The 18126-nt window shown below is 65.2% G+C and carries 10 protein-coding genes; 6 read left to right on the plus strand and 4 right to left on the minus strand.

Annotated features, from left to right (window positions below; translation table 11 throughout):
* Positions 1-10 precede the first annotated feature (10 nt).
* Positions 11-835 (plus strand): SDR family oxidoreductase, encoded by an 825-nt coding sequence (locus A5688_RS24685; protein WP_067909254.1) that lies wholly within the window; start codon positions 11-13, stop codon positions 833-835.
* Here A5688_RS24685 and A5688_RS24690 read toward each other — a convergent pair whose 3' ends face one another.
* The gene (locus A5688_RS24690; RefSeq protein WP_082955040.1) at positions 836-3487 is read right to left on the minus strand and encodes an ATP-binding protein; all 2652 of its coding nucleotides are present in this window, start codon (positions 3485-3487) and stop codon (positions 836-838) included.
* A gap of 164 nt (positions 3488-3651) precedes the next feature.
* Here A5688_RS24690 and A5688_RS24695 point away from each other — a divergent pair, with 164 nt between their 5' ends.
* Entirely contained in the window at positions 3652-3843 is a 192-nt protein-coding gene (locus tag A5688_RS24695; protein ID WP_067909248.1) for a CsbD family protein, read from the plus strand.
* A 35-nt stretch (positions 3844-3878) separates the two neighbouring features.
* Here A5688_RS24695 and A5688_RS24700 read toward each other — a convergent pair whose 3' ends face one another.
* Complete coding sequence (locus A5688_RS24700) at positions 3879-7067, minus strand: adenylate/guanylate cyclase domain-containing protein (RefSeq protein WP_242660225.1); 3189 nt, start codon at positions 7065-7067, stop codon at positions 3879-3881.
* 22 nt (positions 7068-7089) lie between these two features.
* Entirely contained in the window at positions 7090-9765 is a 2676-nt protein-coding gene (locus A5688_RS24705; RefSeq protein WP_067909305.1) for an ATP-binding protein, read from the minus strand.
* A gap of 172 nt (positions 9766-9937) precedes the next feature.
* Between A5688_RS24705 and A5688_RS24710 the strand changes: the two genes are divergently transcribed.
* Positions 9938-11425 carry an FAD-dependent oxidoreductase gene (locus tag A5688_RS24710; protein ID WP_067837179.1) on the plus strand — a complete coding sequence of 496 codons (1488 nt, stop codon included), beginning with the start codon at positions 9938-9940 and terminating at the stop codon, positions 11423-11425.
* Between the two features lie 8 nt (positions 11426-11433).
* On the opposite strand, the gene A5688_RS24715 is transcribed toward A5688_RS24710, so the two are convergent.
* Complete coding sequence (locus A5688_RS24715; protein WP_067909246.1) at positions 11434-14607, minus strand: ATP-binding protein; 3174 nt, start codon at positions 14605-14607, stop codon at positions 11434-11436.
* 217 nt (positions 14608-14824) lie between these two features.
* On the opposite strand from A5688_RS24715, the gene A5688_RS24720 reads away from it, so the two are divergent.
* The 3 genes from A5688_RS24720 to A5688_RS24730 all read left to right on the plus strand — a co-directional run bounded on the left by A5688_RS24720 (position 14825) and on the right by A5688_RS24730 (position 18125).
* Positions 14825-15421, plus strand: a complete 597-nt coding sequence (locus tag A5688_RS24720; RefSeq protein WP_067837173.1) for a hypothetical protein — start codon at positions 14825-14827, stop codon at positions 15419-15421.
* 132 nt (positions 15422-15553) lie between these two features.
* Positions 15554-16783, plus strand: a complete 1230-nt coding sequence (locus A5688_RS24725) for a cytochrome P450 (protein WP_082955037.1) — start codon at positions 15554-15556, stop codon at positions 16781-16783.
* A 103-nt stretch (positions 16784-16886) separates the two neighbouring features.
* Entirely contained in the window at positions 16887-18125 is a 1239-nt protein-coding gene (locus tag A5688_RS24730) for a cytochrome P450 (protein WP_067837170.1), read from the plus strand.
* The last annotated feature ends 1 nt before the right edge of the window (position 18126 follow it).

Below are 18126 nucleotides of genomic sequence, written 5' to 3' on the forward strand. Positions count from 1 at the left end.
GTAGGAAGGCGTGACTGAAAAAGTTTGGTTTATCACCGGGACATCGCGGGGTTTTGGTCGGGCGTGGACGATCGCTGCGCTGGAGCGCGGCGACAAGGTCGCCGCCACGGCGCGAGACACGGCCTCGCTCGACGACTTGGCGCAAAAGTACGGCGACGCGCTGCTGCCGATCCGATTGGACGTCACCGACCGCGCGGCGGACTTCGCGGCGGTCAAGCAGGCGCACGACCAATTCGGCCGGCTCGACATCGTGGTGAACAACGCCGGCTACGGGCAGTTCGGGTTCGTCGAGGAACTCTCCGAGCGAGACGCGCGCGATCAGATCGAGACCAATGTCTTTGGGGCACTGTGGATCACACAGGCCGCGCTACCCTATCTGCGCGAGCAGGGCAGCGGCCACATCATCCAGGTGTCCTCGATCGGGGGCATCACCGCGTTCCCCGTGGTCGGCATGTACCACGCGTCGAAATGGGCGCTGGAGGGCTTCTCGCAGGCACTGGCGCAGGAGGTCGCGCCGTTCGGTGTGCACGTCACCTTGATCGAGCCGGGCGGCTTCGACACCGACTGGGCCGGCTCCTCGGCCAAACACGCCGAGCCGATGCCAGCCTACGACGACCTACGCGCCGCCGTGCAGGCCGAGCGCGGCCGCCGGTGGGCCAGCCCGGGCAACCCGTCGGCGTCCGCCGCCGCGCTGCTCAAGGTGGTCGACGCCGAAAAGCCGCCGCTGCGAGTCTTTTTCGGCGCTTCCCCACTGGAGACGGCCAAGGCCGACTACGAAAGCCGGCTGAAGAACTGGGAGGAATGGCAGCCCGTGGCCGAGCTGGCGCAGGGGTAATCAGGCGTTCAGTTCTGTTCGGGCCTGGTCGATTTGGTCACAGGCGTAGGTCGCCATGGCGGCGGTGGTCATCGCCTCTCCCTTGCGGGCAAGCGATTCGTACGTCGGGTCACCGAGCACATCACGTAGGTGCGCGACTGCCGTACGGAAGTCTCGCACCATTGACGCTGCCGTCGGGGCCACACACGCGAAGCCGGCCACGACGGCGGCGGGTTCGTAGTATCCGTGCCGGTCGAGAAAGGTCGTCAAGAGCCCCAGTGCGGCACGGATCTGGCCGGTGTTGCCCGCGCCGGAGTACGTCCGGATCGCCAGAGTGATGTTGTCGAGTTCTACGAGCGGATTGGTGGGATCAGCCTCGATCCGAGGCAGTGTCATCGCCAGCGTCATCGCCAAATATGTCTCATTGGCCCGATTTCCGCTCTCTTGCGCGACCGCCACGCCCCTGCGCAGAGCATCGAGTGCACGATGCGGGTCTTCGTCACTCCACGCCATGCCATAGCAAAGCAACGCGAAAGAAACGACGTAAGGGTTGCGGGTTGCCTCGGCCGCCTCGATCATTCCGGTCGCAACAGAGCGCGCTTCGTCAGGACGACCGCCGTTCGCCAGTGATATGGCGACGCAGATCCGAGCAAGCCCATAGGTATCCCGACAGCGAGTCAAGTGGTTACGGTAAAAATCGGCATACTTATCAGCCTCGCCGATTGCACTGTAGACGGCACCAAGCCAAAGCTCGCTCAGACCGATCGGCACACCGCCTACACCCCGCTCCATTGCCGCCCGACCGGCCTCGCTATAGGCGAGAGCGTCGTCGATTCGACCAAGCATGTAGCACAGCGAGGCGATCGAACACACTGACACCAGGCGCGGATGGCCGACGGCCTGAGCAGATTCGAAGAGTTCCTCGGCCCAAGCAACCGCCTCCAAATTCTCCAGCAAAACACCGAACAGACCTGACAACGTCACGATGGCAGCGGCAGCATCGAGGTCACCGTCGTCGGCGGCCCAGCGAAATGCGGTGCGCAAGTTGGCCAACTCGGTTGTAAACCAGTCGTACGCATAGCGTTGCTCGGGACTGTCCCACAGGGTCATGATGTCGGCATCTTTTGCAGCGAAGTAGCGAGCGTGCGCAACGCGGACTTCAACAGCCGCGCCGTGGGCGACGAGTTGTTCCTCGGCGAACTGGCGGATCGTCTCCAGCATCGAATACCGAGTCCGCCCCTTTGACCGGTCGGCAATGAGCAAGGACTTACGCACCAGAGCATCGAGTACCTCAAGAGTGGCGTAATCATCGTGATCCTTGAAACCGGCTACGGCGCGGGCGCTTTCGAGATCGAAACCGCCCGCGAACACCGAGCACCGTTCCAGTAGCGACTTTTCCGCGTCATCGAGCAGGTCGTACGACCATGCCACCGCGTGGCGCAAAGTTTGGTGCCGCGCCAGTCCGCGTCTGGACCCGACCAGCAGCCGGAATCGGTGATCGAGACGGCTACTTACCTCGCTCGCGCTCATCGACGCCATCCGTGAGGCGGCCAATTCAACAGCCAACGGAATGCCGTCGAGTCTGCGGCAGATTTCTACTACGGCGTCCACTTCGGCGGGGCGGTCGACCGAGAAGTCCGACGCGACACTCTGGGCCCGCTCAATGAGAAGGCTTACGGCGGCGGATTGGAAGCCCGCACTGACATCGAGCGACAGCACGCGCCATATTTGTTCGTCAGCGGCCCCGAGTCCTTCGCGGCTGGTGGCCAATACACGCACGGTCGCCGAGCGCTCGAGGACAGCCTCCACCAAGTCGGCGGCTGCGTCCAAAATGTGCTCGCAATTGTCGATGACCAACAGGCAAACCCGATCCTCCAATGCGGCGGCTACCGACTCACTCACGGTCTCGCCCGGTTGTTGTGTAATCCCCAGCACCGCCGCCACGGCATCGGGTACCGCTGCGGGATCGGTGACCGCAGCCAGCTCGAAAACCCAAACCCCATCTGGGAACTCACCTGCCAACCGTGCCGCTACCTCCAACGCAAGGCGGGTCTTACCGACACCACCCACCCCGGTCAGCGTCACCAACCGATGCGCCTTGACCGCCGCTTGGACCTCGGCGACCTCCGATTCACGTCCGATCAAGCTGGTGGTCGCCGGACGCAGGTTTCCCGGAGACGCATCCAGCGCCCGCAACGGCGGAAAGTCTGCCCGCAGGCCGGGTGCGTGCACCTGAAACACCCCGACCGGCATCGGCACATCCCGTAACCGTCGCGGCCCCAGATCGACGAGGCCTACTCCGCCGAGTAGACCGGCCGTCGACTCGGCCAACAGGATCTGACCGCCGTGCCCGGCCGCCATCACCCGCGCCGCACGGTTGAGCACCGCACCGAAGTAATCCCCGGCGCGCAGCTCGGCTTCGCCGGTCGCCAGCCCCATCCGCACCGGCAACTCCAGCGCAAGCTGTGCGGCTACAGCGGCGTCCACCGCCGCCCTCGGGGAGCTGAACGCCGCGCACACCCCGTCGCCCGTGTGCTTGAACAGGAAGCCGCCGTGCGACTCAATCGCAGAGCGCAACACCGCGTCATGCGTGAATAGCGCCGCACGCATGTTGTCCGCGTCCGATTCCCACCGTCGGGTCGAACCCTCGATATCGGTGAACAAAAACGTCACCACCCCCGAGGGGGTGGGTACCGCGGACACGTTCACAGGATTTCACAAGGAGCCCACATCCACCCAGCAAACCGCGACTGACTTTCCGTGGGTCAGGCGCGTGGCTCGGCAGGAAAAGGGGTAAGCGCCCTACTACCACTCGGAACGAAATTGAAGGACACGCTATGAGCGGCGCGGATAAGGCCCGAAACAAGGTGCGGCTGGTCACGGGCAAGCTCAAGGCGGCAACCGGCCGCGCCACCAACGACCCGGCGTTGGAAGCCGAGGGCAGGGCGGACCAGCGGGCGGCCCATTTGAGAGATGCCGGTGAAAAGGTCAAAGACGCATTCCGGCCCCGTCGGCGCCGACAGGTCTAGCCGGCGAATCCTTCGCGGGATGTCGAGTCATCCCGTCATGGCATTCCCTCGGCCCACCGCATATGCCCCTCGAAGCCGAGCATTTCCGCCATGTCGCGGTAGCGGTCGCGATGATCGCGATAGCTGCCCTCGTCCCCCCGCGCGCGAGCCAGCAGCGCCCTCAATCGCAGCAGCGAAATCTCGTGCACCACGAAGCCGGGATCGCTCGGCACCGCCGCCAACCGGTCCATCGCGCTCTCGGCCTCGTCGAGCTCGCTTTGACCGCCACGTTGTACCAGTGCGTCCGCCAGGACGCTGACGGCAAGCGCGGTCCAGAAGCACCCGCCGGAGTTGAACAATTCGTCGGCGACGGCGCGAGCCAATTCGATGGCGCCGCCGACATCGCCGGTCCGCGCCTTTTCCCGGGCGACATGCAGGTCCATCAACGGCAGATTGGTCAAGGCGAACCGGTTGCTTGCGGCCCGCTCCCGCACATTGGCGAGCAGCTCCAAGCCACCTCTGCGCTTCGGGCCGTCCTGATACGCCAGCGCAAGGCCATGAATTCCCCGAGCCAGGTCGAGCGCCAGATCGTCGCCCGATTGCTCCGCTATCGACAGGAATTCCGCGGTCCCACGCAGGAGTGCTGCATCGGGTACCAGTACCCCGTACGGGATCGCGGGGACGTACGTGAACCACAGGACGCCGGCCAACGTCCCGGGATCGGTCATGCCCGCACGTGCCGCCGTGAGAGCCTGGTCAAAGTCATCCTTCCAGCCGGCAATGCCCAGGCACCATCGGGCGAACCCGCGCATGGTGGTTGCGACCGTCAGGGGCGATTCGAAGATCAGGCTGCCTTTGGCGGGATCACCCTCGGCGAGGTCGATCACGAGTTGGGCGAACCGAAGCATGTCGCCCATTTCGGCGGTCTCGTGTTTTGCGAGCATCGCGGCATAGGCCAGCGCGACCGTCAGCGTAGGATCGCCGATCGCCTCCAGCAGCCCGACGAGTTCGTCGGCGAGTTGTGATGCCTCCCGCCGGTGCGCTTTCATCGTCCGCCACGTCACCTGGCCCGCCATCCCAATCGCGAGCGATCGCCGATCGTCGGCGGCGGAGCACAACTCACGAAGCTCCTCGAAGCCGGTGTCGGCCCCACTGCCCGACCGAAATGCGGTAGCACACAACAGCGTTCGGGGCGTGATGCGCATGGTCAACCGATCGGGATCATCGTGAGACAGCCGGTCGGCGACCTGTCGGGCCCGCCGCCAACTCGTCTGTGCCGCGCCCATGTCCCGGAAGGTCGACCATGTCCCGGCGCGCATGTGCCAGTCGAAGGCCGCGTGCAAATCCCCGGTCGCCTCCAGGTGTTCGGCGATCAGCGCCGCGTTCTCGTCCGCCGGACCGCGTGCCTCGATGGCTCCCGCGAGCCGTCGATGTGAGTGCGCACGAACGGATTTGAGTTGTGACTCGTAGGCAACCGTGCGGATCAGCGGGTGGCGAAACGCATACTCGGCGCTCGGTGCGAACCTCACCTGAGTGACAAGTTCCGCCTCGATCAGCGGCGCCACGTCCACGTCCGGAATTAGTGCGGCCAGCAGATCGGTGTCGAATCGCGCCCCAATGACCGCCGCCGCATTCAGCGTCTGTTTGGCCGACGCCGTGAGGCGATCTATGCGTGCGCCGATGGTGGCTTGCAGCGTGGCCGGTACGTCAACCTCCGCGACGTCACCACGCGGTCGATAGGCGCCGGGCCGGCCCTGCAACACCCCGCGTTCGGCCAGATCGCGCACGATTTCCTCGACAAAGAACGGGTTTCCGGCCGCACGGCCGGCGATTTGCGCCGCCAACTCGCCCGTCAACGAACCGGCGCCTAGAAGCTCCGCTGTTAACGCCACTGTGTGTACATCGCTCAACGGCCGCAACGCAATTGTTTGAGCACCGTGGATGCGGCTGAGCGCACCTTGGTATTCCGGGCGGAAAGTGATCAGGGTTAACGACGGGATCTGTTGCGCGACGGCCATGAACTCGACCAGCATCGATTCGCTGATTTCATCGACCCAGTGCGCATCCTCGATGACGTACACCGCCGCCTCGGGCCGGTCCAGTGCTCCGGCATTGACCAGCGCGGTCAATCGCCGGCGGCGCGCGTCGGCGGCGATATCCGGCAGCGACGCGGCCGGATCGCGGATCCCCAGCAGGTCGTCCAGCAACAGCAGGTCTTCAGGGTCGGCCTGGTGAAACCGCTCGCGTACGCGCGTGCGCGCTGTGTGGGCATCAAGTCCCTCGAGTCCTATTGCCGCGCAGAGCATCCGGGCTACCACGTGGAAGGGGATATCGCTGGCATGCGATTCGCAATAGGTGCCGAACACCGGTACACCACGACCGCTGGCAAGCGCGGCAGCTTCACGGACCAATCTGCTCTTGCCGATACCTGCCGGTCCGACGATGTTGACGATGCAACCCGTGCCGGCGATCGCTTCCTCGAGGATCCCGCCGATCGTCGTGAATTCCCATGTGCGGCCGACCAGTTTGGATTCGGTGCGACGATGCGGCTGATGCTCGCCAGTGGCCAACAATCGCCTGGCGATCACTCGATCGCCGCCTTTGATATGCACCGGTTCGGGCTCACCGAGGACTACTGAGGTTCCCGCCAACCTGGCCGTCGAGGCGCTGAGCATCACCCCATCCGGTGGGGCGACCGACTCCATCCGCTGAGCCATGCCGACTTGCTCACCGATCGCGGTGTATCCGAACGGCCCCGAACCGATCTCGCCGGCGATCACCTGGCCGGAATTGAGGCCCACCCTCAGTCGCAGGTCCACGCCGTCGAGGTTTCGGACTTCGGTGGCAAGCCGCTGCGCCGCTTCCTGAAGACCCAAGGCCGCCAGACAGGCACGCGTGGCGTGGTCCTCCAACGCCACCGGCGCGCCGAAAACGGCCATGATGCCGTCGCCGGTGAATTTGTCCACCGTGCCGCCGTAGCGCTGCACCGCCAGCACCGCGCGATCAACCAGTTCGGCCATGATCTCGCGGAGCCGCTCCGCCCCCACCGCGGCGGCGATGTCCATCGAGCGAACAACATCTGCGAACAGGACCGTCACTTGCTTGTACTCGGCCGACTGGTTGATCTGCGCCAGTCGCGCACCGCACTCGCTGCAGAACTTCGCCGCCGAGGTCGACTGCGCGCCGCAGGAACCGCAGATCAGCTCCGTCGCGACATGTCCGCCGCCATCCCGCCTGGATTCCACGTGATTATCGTGTCATTGCTGGTCAGCGATGTCCGTCGTTTTGCCTCGTCGTGTATTCCGAGGCTGCGTTCAGTTCTGCAAGGGCCTGGTCGATTTGGTCGTAGGCGTACGCCACCATGTCGGCGGGGGTCATGGTCTCGCCTTGGCGTGCCAGCGATTCGTAAGTCTGATCACCGAGGACATCGCGAAGGTGGGCGATCGCCGCGTTCAATTGGGGATAACTCGCGCGTGAAAAGTCGGTGGAGGCGAACCCGCTGATGATCGCGGCTTGTTCGTGGTGTCCGAGCCCTTCTAACAGGGACGCGAGTATTGCCAGCGGGTTTCGCAAGAGAGCCGTGTTGCCGACGTCGTAATAGCGGCCGATCAATACGAGCAGAGTTTCAAAACATTCGATGGGCTCACGATAGGTGGCCGCAACAAGCAACACCGTTGACGCTGAAGCGGATTCCATTTGCCGGTTGCCGCTCTCCTGAGCGATCGTCAGGGATCGCCGTAGGGCGTCATACGCCGCCGAGGGGTCATCATCGTAATGGGCAAGGCCGTGCGCCAATAGCGCGAAGCAGGCCGTACTCGGACTGTTAGCGGCGTCTGCGGCGGCAAGCATTCCCGGCGATGCCGCCATCGCTTCATCGCCATTACCTAAGAAGTAGAACGCCATGACCAGACATGCACGGGTGACCGTTAGAGGACCCGCCCCTCGTTCGATCGCACTGCGGCACAACTCAACCCATCGCTCGCTCTGACCGGCATGGGTGTACACAATTCCGGTTGAGCTTTGCAACTCGTAGGGAATCTTGTCGAAATCGCCGCTCTCCGTTAGCTGCCGACTGGCATCGAGATACCCGACGGCGTCATGTGAGCGCCCCGCCGCGTGGCACTGCGCGGCGACGACGTAGAGGTGCGCGAGCCGCCGATGGTTCACCTTGCCTGCAGGTTCGATGAGTTCCTCGGCCCACCCAACGGGCTCGTACTGTTCGACCATGAGGCCGAAAAGTGTCGCGTAGAAGGCGAGAGATGTAGCACTGTCGAGATCACCTTGGTCGGCAGCCCACCGGAATGCGGTGCGCAGGTTGGCCAGCTCGGTTGTAAACCAGTCGTAGGCCTCACGCTGACGGGGGCTGTCCCACAGGGCCAAGATGTCGGTTTCCCGTCCCGCGAAGTACCTCGAGTGGGCCGCCCGAACCTCGGTTGCTTCGCCGCGCACGACAAGTTGTTCCTCGGCGAACTGGCGGATCGTCTCAAGCATGGAATAGCGGGTCCGTCCGGCTGAGCGGTCCGCGACCAGCAGCGACTTGCGCACAAGCGCGTCGAGCAAGTCCAGGACGGCGAGATCGTCCGCCTGGTCGAATCCTGCTACCGCGCAAGCACTTTTCAGGTCAAATCCACCGGAAAATACCGAACACCGCTCCAGCAACGCCTTTTCCGTGTGGTCGAGGAGTTCGAAAGACCAGGCGACGGCGTGCCGCAGGGTGTGGTGGCGTTCCAGAGCGCGTCGCGAGCCCACCAGCAGACGGAACCGCTGGTCGAGACGATCCCGCACCTCGCCGGCGGTCATCGACGCCATGCGGGAAGCCGCTAACTCGATGGCCAAGGGGATCCCGTCGAGACGGCGGCAGATCTCAACTACCGCTGCCGCCTCATCAGGTGCGGCCACCGAGAAACGCGATGCCTCGCCTCGTGCGCGTTCGACGAACAGCGCCACCGCGGCGGAGTCGGTGCCAGCGCGGACGTCCAGAGAGGGCACCAGCCACGCTTGCTCATCGGCAACCCTTAGTCCTTCGCGGCTGGTCGCCAGGATCTTCACCGTCGCCGATCGCGCCAAAATCGCCTCGACCAGATCGGACGCATCCTCGCGCACGTGTTCGCAGTTGTCGATCACCAACAACCGGATCGTGCCTTCCATGGCAGCGGCCACCGACTCGCTCATGCTCTTACCCGGTTGCTGGGTGATGCCCAGCACCGACGCGACCGCATCGGGCACCGCTGCGGAATCGGTAACCGCGGCCAACTCGAAAACCCAGACCCCATCGGGGAATTCATCGGTGAGACGCCTTGCGACCTCCAACGCCAGCCGGGTCTTGCCGACGCCGCCCACCCCGGTCAGCGTCACCAAGCGGTGCGCCTTGACCGCTGCTTGCACCTCATCGAGATCGGCCTCGCGTCCGATGAAGCTGCTCGTCGCCAACCGCAGATTCCCTGGAGACGTATCCAGCGCCCGCAACGGCGGAAAGTCTGCGCGTAGCCCTGCTGTTCGCACTTGGAAAACCCCGACCGGCATCGGCACATCCCGCAGCCGTCGCGGCCCCAAATCCACCAGATCGACCCCGCTGAGCAGACCAGCCGTCGACTCGGCCAACAGAATCTGACCGCCATGACCGGCCGCCATCACCCGCGCCGCACGGTTCAACACCGCCCCGAAGTAATCCCCGTCCCGCAGCTCGGCTTCACCGGTCGCCAGCCCCATCCGCACCGGCAACTCCAGGGCCAGCTGCGCGGCGACCGCCGCTTCCATCGCCGCCTTCGGAGAACTGAACGCCGCGCAGACCCCATCGCCGGTGTGCTTGAACAGCAAGCCACCGTGCGTCTCAATCGCGGAGCGCAACACCTCGTCATGGGCGGCCAGCGCCGCACGCATCCCGTCCGCGTCTGACTCCCACCGACGGGTCGAACCCTCGATATCGGTGAATAGAAAGGTCACCACCCCAGAAGGCGGGCCCCCTGCGGACACCCGCACAGAATGTCACACCAAGCCCACCACCACCCAGCAAACCGCTGCGGACGCGAGTTGTGATCAATCGAGTAGTCGATTACTCATCCCGGCGGCGCGGTCTGGACAGATACTTATGACCTCTGCGAGGAAAGGCGGTCCGATGTCCGCACCCCAGCCGTCCGCCGTGGAAACCTGCGACGTGTGCATCGTCGGAGCCGGCATCGCCGGGCTGAACGCCCTGTTCGCCGCGAGCCGGTACCTGTCGCGCGATCAGAAGGTGATCTTGATCGATCGTCGGGCACGTGTCGGCGGCATGTGGGTCGATGTGTACCCCTACGTACGCCTGCACCAGCCCCACCCGATGTTCACGGCGGGCAACATCGAGTGGACCCTCGGCAAGGACCGCAGCTACCTGGCGACCAAGGGCGAGGTGCTCGATCATTTTCAGCACTGCATCGACGTGATCAGGGAGAGAGTCCAGGTCGACGAGTATTTCGGCTGGGACTTCGAGTCGGAGGAAGAAGCGGACGGAATCGTGCGGGTCGCCTGCAGCGCCGCCGACGGTCGCAGGCTCGTCGTCGAGGCCAAGCGATTGATCAAGGCGTATGGCCTGGGAGTCACGCCGAACGAACCGCTCGCCGTCTCGAGCGCACGCATCCATTCGGTGTCACCGGACTACTGCGACGTCCGGGCGGGTGACATCAGGGAGAGCCATGCGCCGGTGTGGATCATCGGCGGCGGGAAGACCGCGATGGACACCGCACACGCACTGATCACGGCATATCCCGGACGCGAGGTCAACCTCGTCGCCGGCCGGGGAACATTCTTCTCCAGCCGCGACGATCTGTTGCCAAGCGGCGCTCGGCGGTGGTGGACGGGCACGCCGCCGAGCGCCGTCGCCACGCAGCTAAGCCACCGCTACGACGGCACCAACGAATCGGAAGTCCAAGACTGGTACCGCGCCACCCATGGCACCTTCCTGACCCCGCAGGCGGACAACTTCGTGTTGGGAGTCTTGTCCGAGGCCGAGAACCGCACGATCTCCGCCGGGCTGAACGATCTCGTCATGGACTACTTCGAGGATGCAGTCGACCGCAATGGCACGACCGAGTTGGTGTTCCGGAGCGGATCGACCAAGACGATCGAACCGGGCAGCTGGGTTGTCAACTGCACGGGATACGTTAAATTCCCCGACGAATATCCATACGAACCGTACGTTTCGCCAAGTGGCGCAGTCGTTTCCATCAACGTGCGGTCGGCCATGCTGCACTTGCCCGCGTTCATGGGGTATTTCCTGGGCCACTTGCTGTTCTTGAACAAGCTCACCGAGATCCCGCTGTACGAAATCGACTGGATGAGCCTGAGGCAGAAGGCGCCGCTGGCATTCCCGTACGTGCTGTTCGCGCTTGTCCAGCACAACCTCGGCGTGATCTACGACAACGTGCCCAGCCGCGTATTCACCGAGAACGGCCTCGATTTCGACAAGTGGTACCCGCTCCCGCGGCGTGTGCCGGGCCTGGCGCGGTTCATGCTCACGCACCGCCGCGAATGCGAGCGTCAGCGGCGCGTTCTCGACACCGTGCGGGAGCGATTCCAAATTCGCTGCGGTCCCCTTGACGCGCAGTGCATTCCGGGCGCCAAGACGTAAGCACCGCATCACGGCATCGCCTCGGCCCACGCGGTATGTGCCTCGTAGCCAAGCGCTTTCGCCATGTCGCGGTACTCGTCCCGCAAGTGCGTGTAAGTGGCGTCGTCACCCCGGACCCGGGCCAGCAGCGCCCGCAGCCGCGACGACCAGACGTCGCGCATCACCAGACCCTCATCGGCCGGCGCGACCGCTAACCGGCCGATCGCGGCCTCGGCTTCGGCCACGTCGCCATCGGCCCCGCGATCGAGCAGCGTCTCCACCAGGGTCGCCGTCGCCGGAATGCCCCACAACAGCAGATGTCCCGGGCGGAACAGATGGTCGGTGGCGGCGCGGATCACCGGTATGGCGGCATCGGGATCTCCTCGCCGTGCCGTCTCCCGTGCCGAGTAGACCTCGACGATCGGCAGATCGCTCAGGTTGTGTCCCCGACTCAGAAACACCTCGCCGACTTCGGCCAACAACCGTTGCCCGCGGTCGCGTTCCGCAATCGTGTTGCGGTGCACCAGCGCAACGCCCAACGTTGCCCCGATGAAACCCACCACGACGTCGTCACTAGTACGCTCGGCGATCCGTAGAGCATTCTCGATCTCGTGCAGCGCACGATCGTCGGGCCTCAGCACGCCGAACGGTATCCCCAGCAAATAGGCATAGCCGACCACCCCGGCGTAGGAGGCGGGGTCGGCGCGGCGGGCCATAGCCACGCCGTGCCGCAGGTCCCCCAGCCATCCGGGCCGGCCCAAGAAATAACGAGCAATACCCCGCGACGCGAAAGCCAGCGCCAACGGACACCCGACCAGGAAGTTGCCCTTCGACGGATCCCCGTCAGCCAGATCGACAACGGTCTGTGACCACCGCAGCACGTCACACCATTCGGCGCTCTCGATCTTGCCGAAGATCACCGGGAAGGACAGCCCCACGGTCAAGGTCGCATCTCCGATCGATTCGGCCAGCGCCCAGGCTTCCGATCCCAACTGCGACGCCTCGCGCACCCGATCCTGATGCGCGCAGCCAACCACCAATCCAGCCGTAGCGATTCCCAGTGAGGCCTTATCCCCCGCGGCGCTGCACAATTCGCGCAACTCATCGAAGCGGTCACCGGCGATGCTGGCATGGACTCGCCAGCCGGTCCCGCACAACATGGTGCGCGGGGCGATGCGCATGGCTTCCCGCCCAGGGTGCTCGGCGGGCAGGGCGTCGGCGATCTCCGCCGCTCGCTGCCAACTCAGTCGCGCCGCGTTGATGTCGCGGTTGGTCGCCCAGGTTGCGGCGCGCATGTGCCAGCCGTAGGCGGCGTGCAGATCACCGGCGGCCTCCAGATGTTCTGCAATCAACGCCGCGTTTTCTTCGCACGATTCCGGCTCGCGGGCCTCGATCGCGGCGGCCACCCGGCGGTGCAGATCAGAGCGATCCGATCGGAGCTGCGCTCCGTAGGCCACCGAATGAATCAGCGGATGGTGGAACACATACTCCGCTTGCCGGGCAGGGCTGCCCTGGTCGATGACCTGGGCCGCCACGAGTTGGTCAACCACCGGCTCAACACCCAGTTCCGTGAGCAGGTCCAGGCCGAAGCGCGAGCCGATGACCGCGGCCGCGCCCAGCGTGCGTTTGGCTTTCGGATCCAGCCGGTCGATGCGCGCGGCAATGGTCGCCTGCAACGTGGCGGGCACGCTCACCTCGCTAACCTCCGCGGCCGACCGATAGGCACCGGGCCCCCCATGCAGCACACCGCGCTCGGCCAGTTCGCGCACCAACTCCTCGGCGAAGAACGGATTACCGGCGGCCCTTTCGGTGACCCTTCGGCCCAGTGCGTCTACCGACGGGTCGGCGCCGAGGAGATGCGCGACCAGTGCTGCGGTGTCTGAATCACTCAGTGGTGCAAGGGTTATGGTGTCGGCGCCGGCCACTCGGGTGAACGCTCCGTGATATTCGGGTCGGTAGGTAACCAGCACCAGCGAGGGTGTCTGAGGAATTTCGGCAAGGAAATCGGTCAGCATCGACTCGCTGGCCTCATCGATCCAATGAGCGTCCTCGACGACATAGACCGTCGGGCTTTGCCGGGACAATCTGTCGGCGTTCACCAGCGCGGCCAACCGCCGCCGGCGCGCATCGGGATCGATCGCCGGTATGGCGGTGCCCGGGTCGGCGACGCCGAGCAGGTCATCGAGCAGCAACGCGTCCTCGCGGTCTGCGTCTGGAATGCGGTCTCGCACCCGGGCCCGGGCCGCCTCCCCGTCAAGACCGTCGAGGCCGATGGCCGCCCGCAGCAGGCGTGCCACGGCGTGAAACGGGAGCTGGCTGGTGTGCGATTCACAGAAGGTGCTGAACACCTCCGCGCCCCGGACCCCGGCCAGCGCGACGACCTCGCGCACCAGGCGACTCTTGCCGATGCCGGGTTCGCCCACCACCTCGACCACAGTGCCCCGTCCACCGAGTGCGCGCTCCAACAAGCCCTCCACGACGGACAATTCCCACCCGCGGCCGACCAGAATCGACTCAGCGCGCTCGGTCGCGCGATGCCGGTCCCCCATGCCCCGCAGGCGGTAGGCGGTGACCGGTACGTCGACGCCCTTGATGTGGACCATCTCCGGTTCACCCAGCGCCGCCGCGCCGGCAACCAGTCGCGCGGTGGAGACGCTGAGCGTCACCCCACCCGGCGGAGCGACCGATTCCATCCGTTGCGCCAAACCCACCTGCTCGCCGATCGTGGTGTACCGCAACGACGTTGACCCGACCTCCCCGGCGATGACCTGACCGGAATTGAGTCCGATCCGCAACGCCAGTTCGACGCCGTCATGGTCCTTGACCTCAGCGGCAAGGCGGGCGGTCTCCTCTTGGATGCCCAGCGCCGCAAGGCAAGCGCGGATAGCGTGGTCCTCCAACGCGACCGGGGCCCCGAATACGGCCATGATCCCGTCGCCGGTGAACTTGTCCACCGTGCCGCCGAAACGGCGCACCACCGCGGTCGCACGGTCCACCAGGCTGGTCATCACCTCGCGCAGACGCTCCGCACCCACGGCCGCGGCGATGTCCATCGAACGAACCACATCGGCGAAAAGGACGGTGACCTGCTTGTACTCGGCCCGCGTATCGCGGTCGCGCACTGGGGCACCACAGCCGTGGCAGAACCGCGCGTTCTCAAGCGGCTGTGTGCCACACGTCCGACACGCTGTCATGGCCGTCATCCGACCCTCCGCCGATCCGGATCCCGAACGTAAGAATAGGCGGTCGGATCGTTCCCGCGGTACCGTCCGCGACCCAACAGATTTGGGTCGCGGCGCGCCCGCCATTCCCGGGCCGAGACGGCATCGTGAATGCGTAGTCGACTACCCGATACATCCGGTCGGTTTCAGCGAAAGATTGGTCCAGATTCGCTCATCGATCCCAATCCTGGAGGAAACCATGACCAGCACCCTGCACGACGTACGCCAGACCGACCGGGCGGTCGGAATCAACCCGGAGGTTCTGGCGCTGTCCGACCTGCGCGGCCGGGTGGTCTACCGCCCCGGATACATCAACCGCCTGCCCATGAACCGGCTCGACGGGATCGCCATGGAGACGGTGGGCCAAAACCTCGGGGTCCAGGTGCTCGACCTGACGGCACGCCACCCCTACGCGGACGCCGGATACGCCGACTTCTATCAGCCCGGTCGGTGGGACTGTGAGAGCGACCTCGTCTACATGGAATCAATCCACCAGACCGGATCATCCCCGGGAGAATGGGACGGCACCGCAGCGTATGCACGATTCAAGCCCGCTCAAACAGGGACATACATTGTGGTGGTGAACTTCTCCGGATACCAGCAGACAATGAGCCTGTACGGTCCGTGGGGTACAACCACCGCCTACTGTGCGACCACGAGTGACTCTGCAGCGACCACGGCGATCTGGAATGGCACTGCGGGACAGAGCCTTTTCTGCACATTCTCCTCGCGGGCCGACAGCGGCTACTCCGGAATTGCATACCTACTGTCGTTCCAGATCTTCAAAGCCGCCTGAAGCGGCACCGTCGGTCTCGGGTTGCGGCGCTTGCCCGGGTGAAACGAGTAGCGCCATGCGCCGATTCCGTGGTGCCCCCACCGTTTCCACAGCGCCGGCCCGAGACCGACGGTCACCACTCGGAGGTAAACCGTGACCGAAGACGCAATCAGCATCGGTGGCGTCGATCTCGCCGATCCGCGCACCTATGCCCAAGGGATACCGTACGAGGCCTACCGCGCGCTGCGGCAGCGCATGCCGGTGGCGTGGCACCCGCATAAGGGCGGCCCGGGCTTTTTCGCGCTCACCGGCTACGACGAGGTTTACGCCGTCTCCCGCGACAGCGCAACCTGGTCCTCGGAGGCGACGGGGGTGTTTTTCGACATGCCCAGCCCCGACGACCTTTTCGACGCGCGGGGCGTCATGATGATCACGATGGACCCCCCGCGGCACACCGCCCTGCGGGCGTTGGTCAGCAGGGGCTTCACGCCGCGCCAGGTCGCCAAACTCAACGCGCGGATCACGGACATGGCGGGCGAGGTGGTCGACACCGTCATCGAGCGCGGTGAGTGCGACTTCGTCAAGGATGTCGCCGGGGCGCTGCCCTCATACGTCATCGCCGAACTGCTCGGGATTCCGCTGAAAGACGGCTACCGGCTTTACGAGCTGACCGAGATCATGAACACCGGCGTGCTCGGCGACCAGCACACCACCCAGGCGGCACTCGAGATGATGGCGTACTCCACGGAACTCATGGCCGGCAAGCGCGCGCATCCCGCCGATGACATCGTGACATCGCTGCTGCATGCCGAGGTCGACGGCCGGCGCCTGAACGATCTGGAATTCAACACCTTTTTCATGCTGCTGATCAATGCGGGCGGCGATACGACCCGCAACCTGGTCGCCGGCGGCATGTGCGTGCTGATGGACAACCCCGGGCAGCGGGCCAAGCTGGAGGTCGACTCTTCGCTGTTGCCGACGGCGGTCGAGGAGTTGCTGCGCTACGTCAGCCCGGTGATTGCGTTCACCCGAACGGCCATCAAGGACACCGAGTTGCGCGGGGTGCCGGTGCGGCAGGGCGACCGGGTGGCGATCTTCTACCCGTCGGCCAACCGGGACGAGACGCACTTCGCCGATCCCGACCGACTCGATCTGACTCGAAACCCCAATCCCCACCTGGCATTTGGCGGGGGCGGGACGCACTTCTGTCTCGGCGCGAACCTGGCTCGCGTCGAGGCGTCCGCGCTCATATCGGAGGTGCTGGCGCGGATGAAGAACCTCGAGCCGGCCGGGCCCGTCGAGCGGATGACATCGACATTGATCAACGGCATTCACTCGATGCCGGTCCGGTTCACGCCCGGTTGTCCCGTTGGCGCTCCGTAGTACTCATGCCGCAAGACAGGTAGTCGGCTACGCATGTGCTGCGTTCCCGCACCGATAAGACTTGGTGGCGAAGGTACTTCACCAACCAGCTTCGGGGTGCAAGATGACCATTACAGTTGACGCGTCGATCTGCCCAAGCGTCTTTGATGCCGGCCTTCCGACGATCGATTATGAGCTTTGCCAGAGCATCGACGCGGCCCACGAGATCATTCGTCAGGCGCGACAACAGGCGCCGATCGCGATCGGCCCGCATGGGCCGGAGTTGCTGACCTATGAACTGGTTCGAACCGTGTTGCGCGACCCGCGATTCCGCGTTCCCCAGGGCATGTTCCTTGCTTCCCAGGGCATCACCTCTGGCCCCTTGTGGGAACGCGTCGCCACGAACCTGATCAGCCTCGACGGGGCCGAGCACCAGCGGCTGCGCCGACTGGTGTCCAAAGCCTTCACGCCACGAGCCACGGCGCGGTTGCGCACGACAATCGTCGAGGTGATCACCGAACTGGTCAACCGCCACACCACAACCGGGCGCTGCGAGGTGGTCACCGACATCGCCCGTCAATATCCGATCCCGATCATCTGTGCGCTTTTGGGCGCCCCGGCGCAGGATTGGAAGCTGTTCTCGGAGTGGACGGACGACATCTTCAAGGCCTTCAGCTGGGAGGTCGCCGCCCACCAGCAGGCCATCTTGGCCGCGTGGGACGAACTCGACGCCTACATCGACGACATGGTCGCGCAGCGCCGCCACAGGCTGACCGACGACCTGATTTCCGACCTGATCCGTGCCGAGGACGACGGGGATCACCTCTCCGCCGACGAGCTCCGAATGCTCGCCGCGGGCCTGCTGATGGCCGGCACCGACACCACCCGCAACCAGCTGGCCGCCTCCGTGCACGCGCTGTGCGACCGTCCCGACCAGTGGAAGGTACTGGCCGAGCATCCCGGCCTCGCGAACAGCGCGGTTGAAGAGACGATGCGTCATTCACCGATCGCACCCGCCACCTTGCGGATCGCTCTCGAGGACGTCGAGATCGCCGACGTGGTAATCCCCACGGGCACACTGGTTATCGCGAACACCGCCGCCGCCAACCGCGATCCCGCCGTCTATGACGACCCCGACCGACTCGACATCACCCGCGCCGGGGCACCGGCGATGCAAACGTTCGGCGCCGGCATGCACTATTGCCTGGGCGCCAACCTGGCCCGACTCGAGCTCGCCGAAGCGTTGGCGACCATGACACGGCTCATGCCCAACGCCCATCGCACCGGGCCCGCCCCGTGGAAGCCCCTCACCGGGCTGAGCGGACCGGCCACGCTGCCAATCGAATTCGACCCCGTCTCGTGAA

This window comes from Mycobacterium mantenii, from assembly GCF_001667865.1.
In the GTDB taxonomy this organism is placed as follows: domain Bacteria; phylum Actinomycetota; class Actinomycetes; order Mycobacteriales; family Mycobacteriaceae; genus Mycobacterium; species Mycobacterium mantenii_A.

Coding starts and splice junctions, on each gene's coding strand:
- A5688_RS24695 (WP_067909248.1), top strand. CDS start 3,652: ATGAGCGGCGCGGATAAGGCCCGAAACAAGGTGCGGCTGGTCACGGGC.
- A5688_RS24710 (WP_067837179.1), top strand. CDS start 9,938: ATGTCCGCACCCCAGCCGTCCGCCGTGGAAACCTGCGACGTGTGCATC.
- A5688_RS24715 (WP_067909246.1), bottom strand. CDS start 14,607: ATGACGGCCATGACAGCGTGTCGGACGTGTGGCACACAGCCGCTTGAG.
- A5688_RS24720 (WP_067837173.1), top strand. CDS start 14,825: ATGACCAGCACCCTGCACGACGTACGCCAGACCGACCGGGCGGTCGGA.
- A5688_RS24730 (WP_067837170.1), top strand. CDS start 16,887: ATGACCATTACAGTTGACGCGTCGATCTGCCCAAGCGTCTTTGATGCC.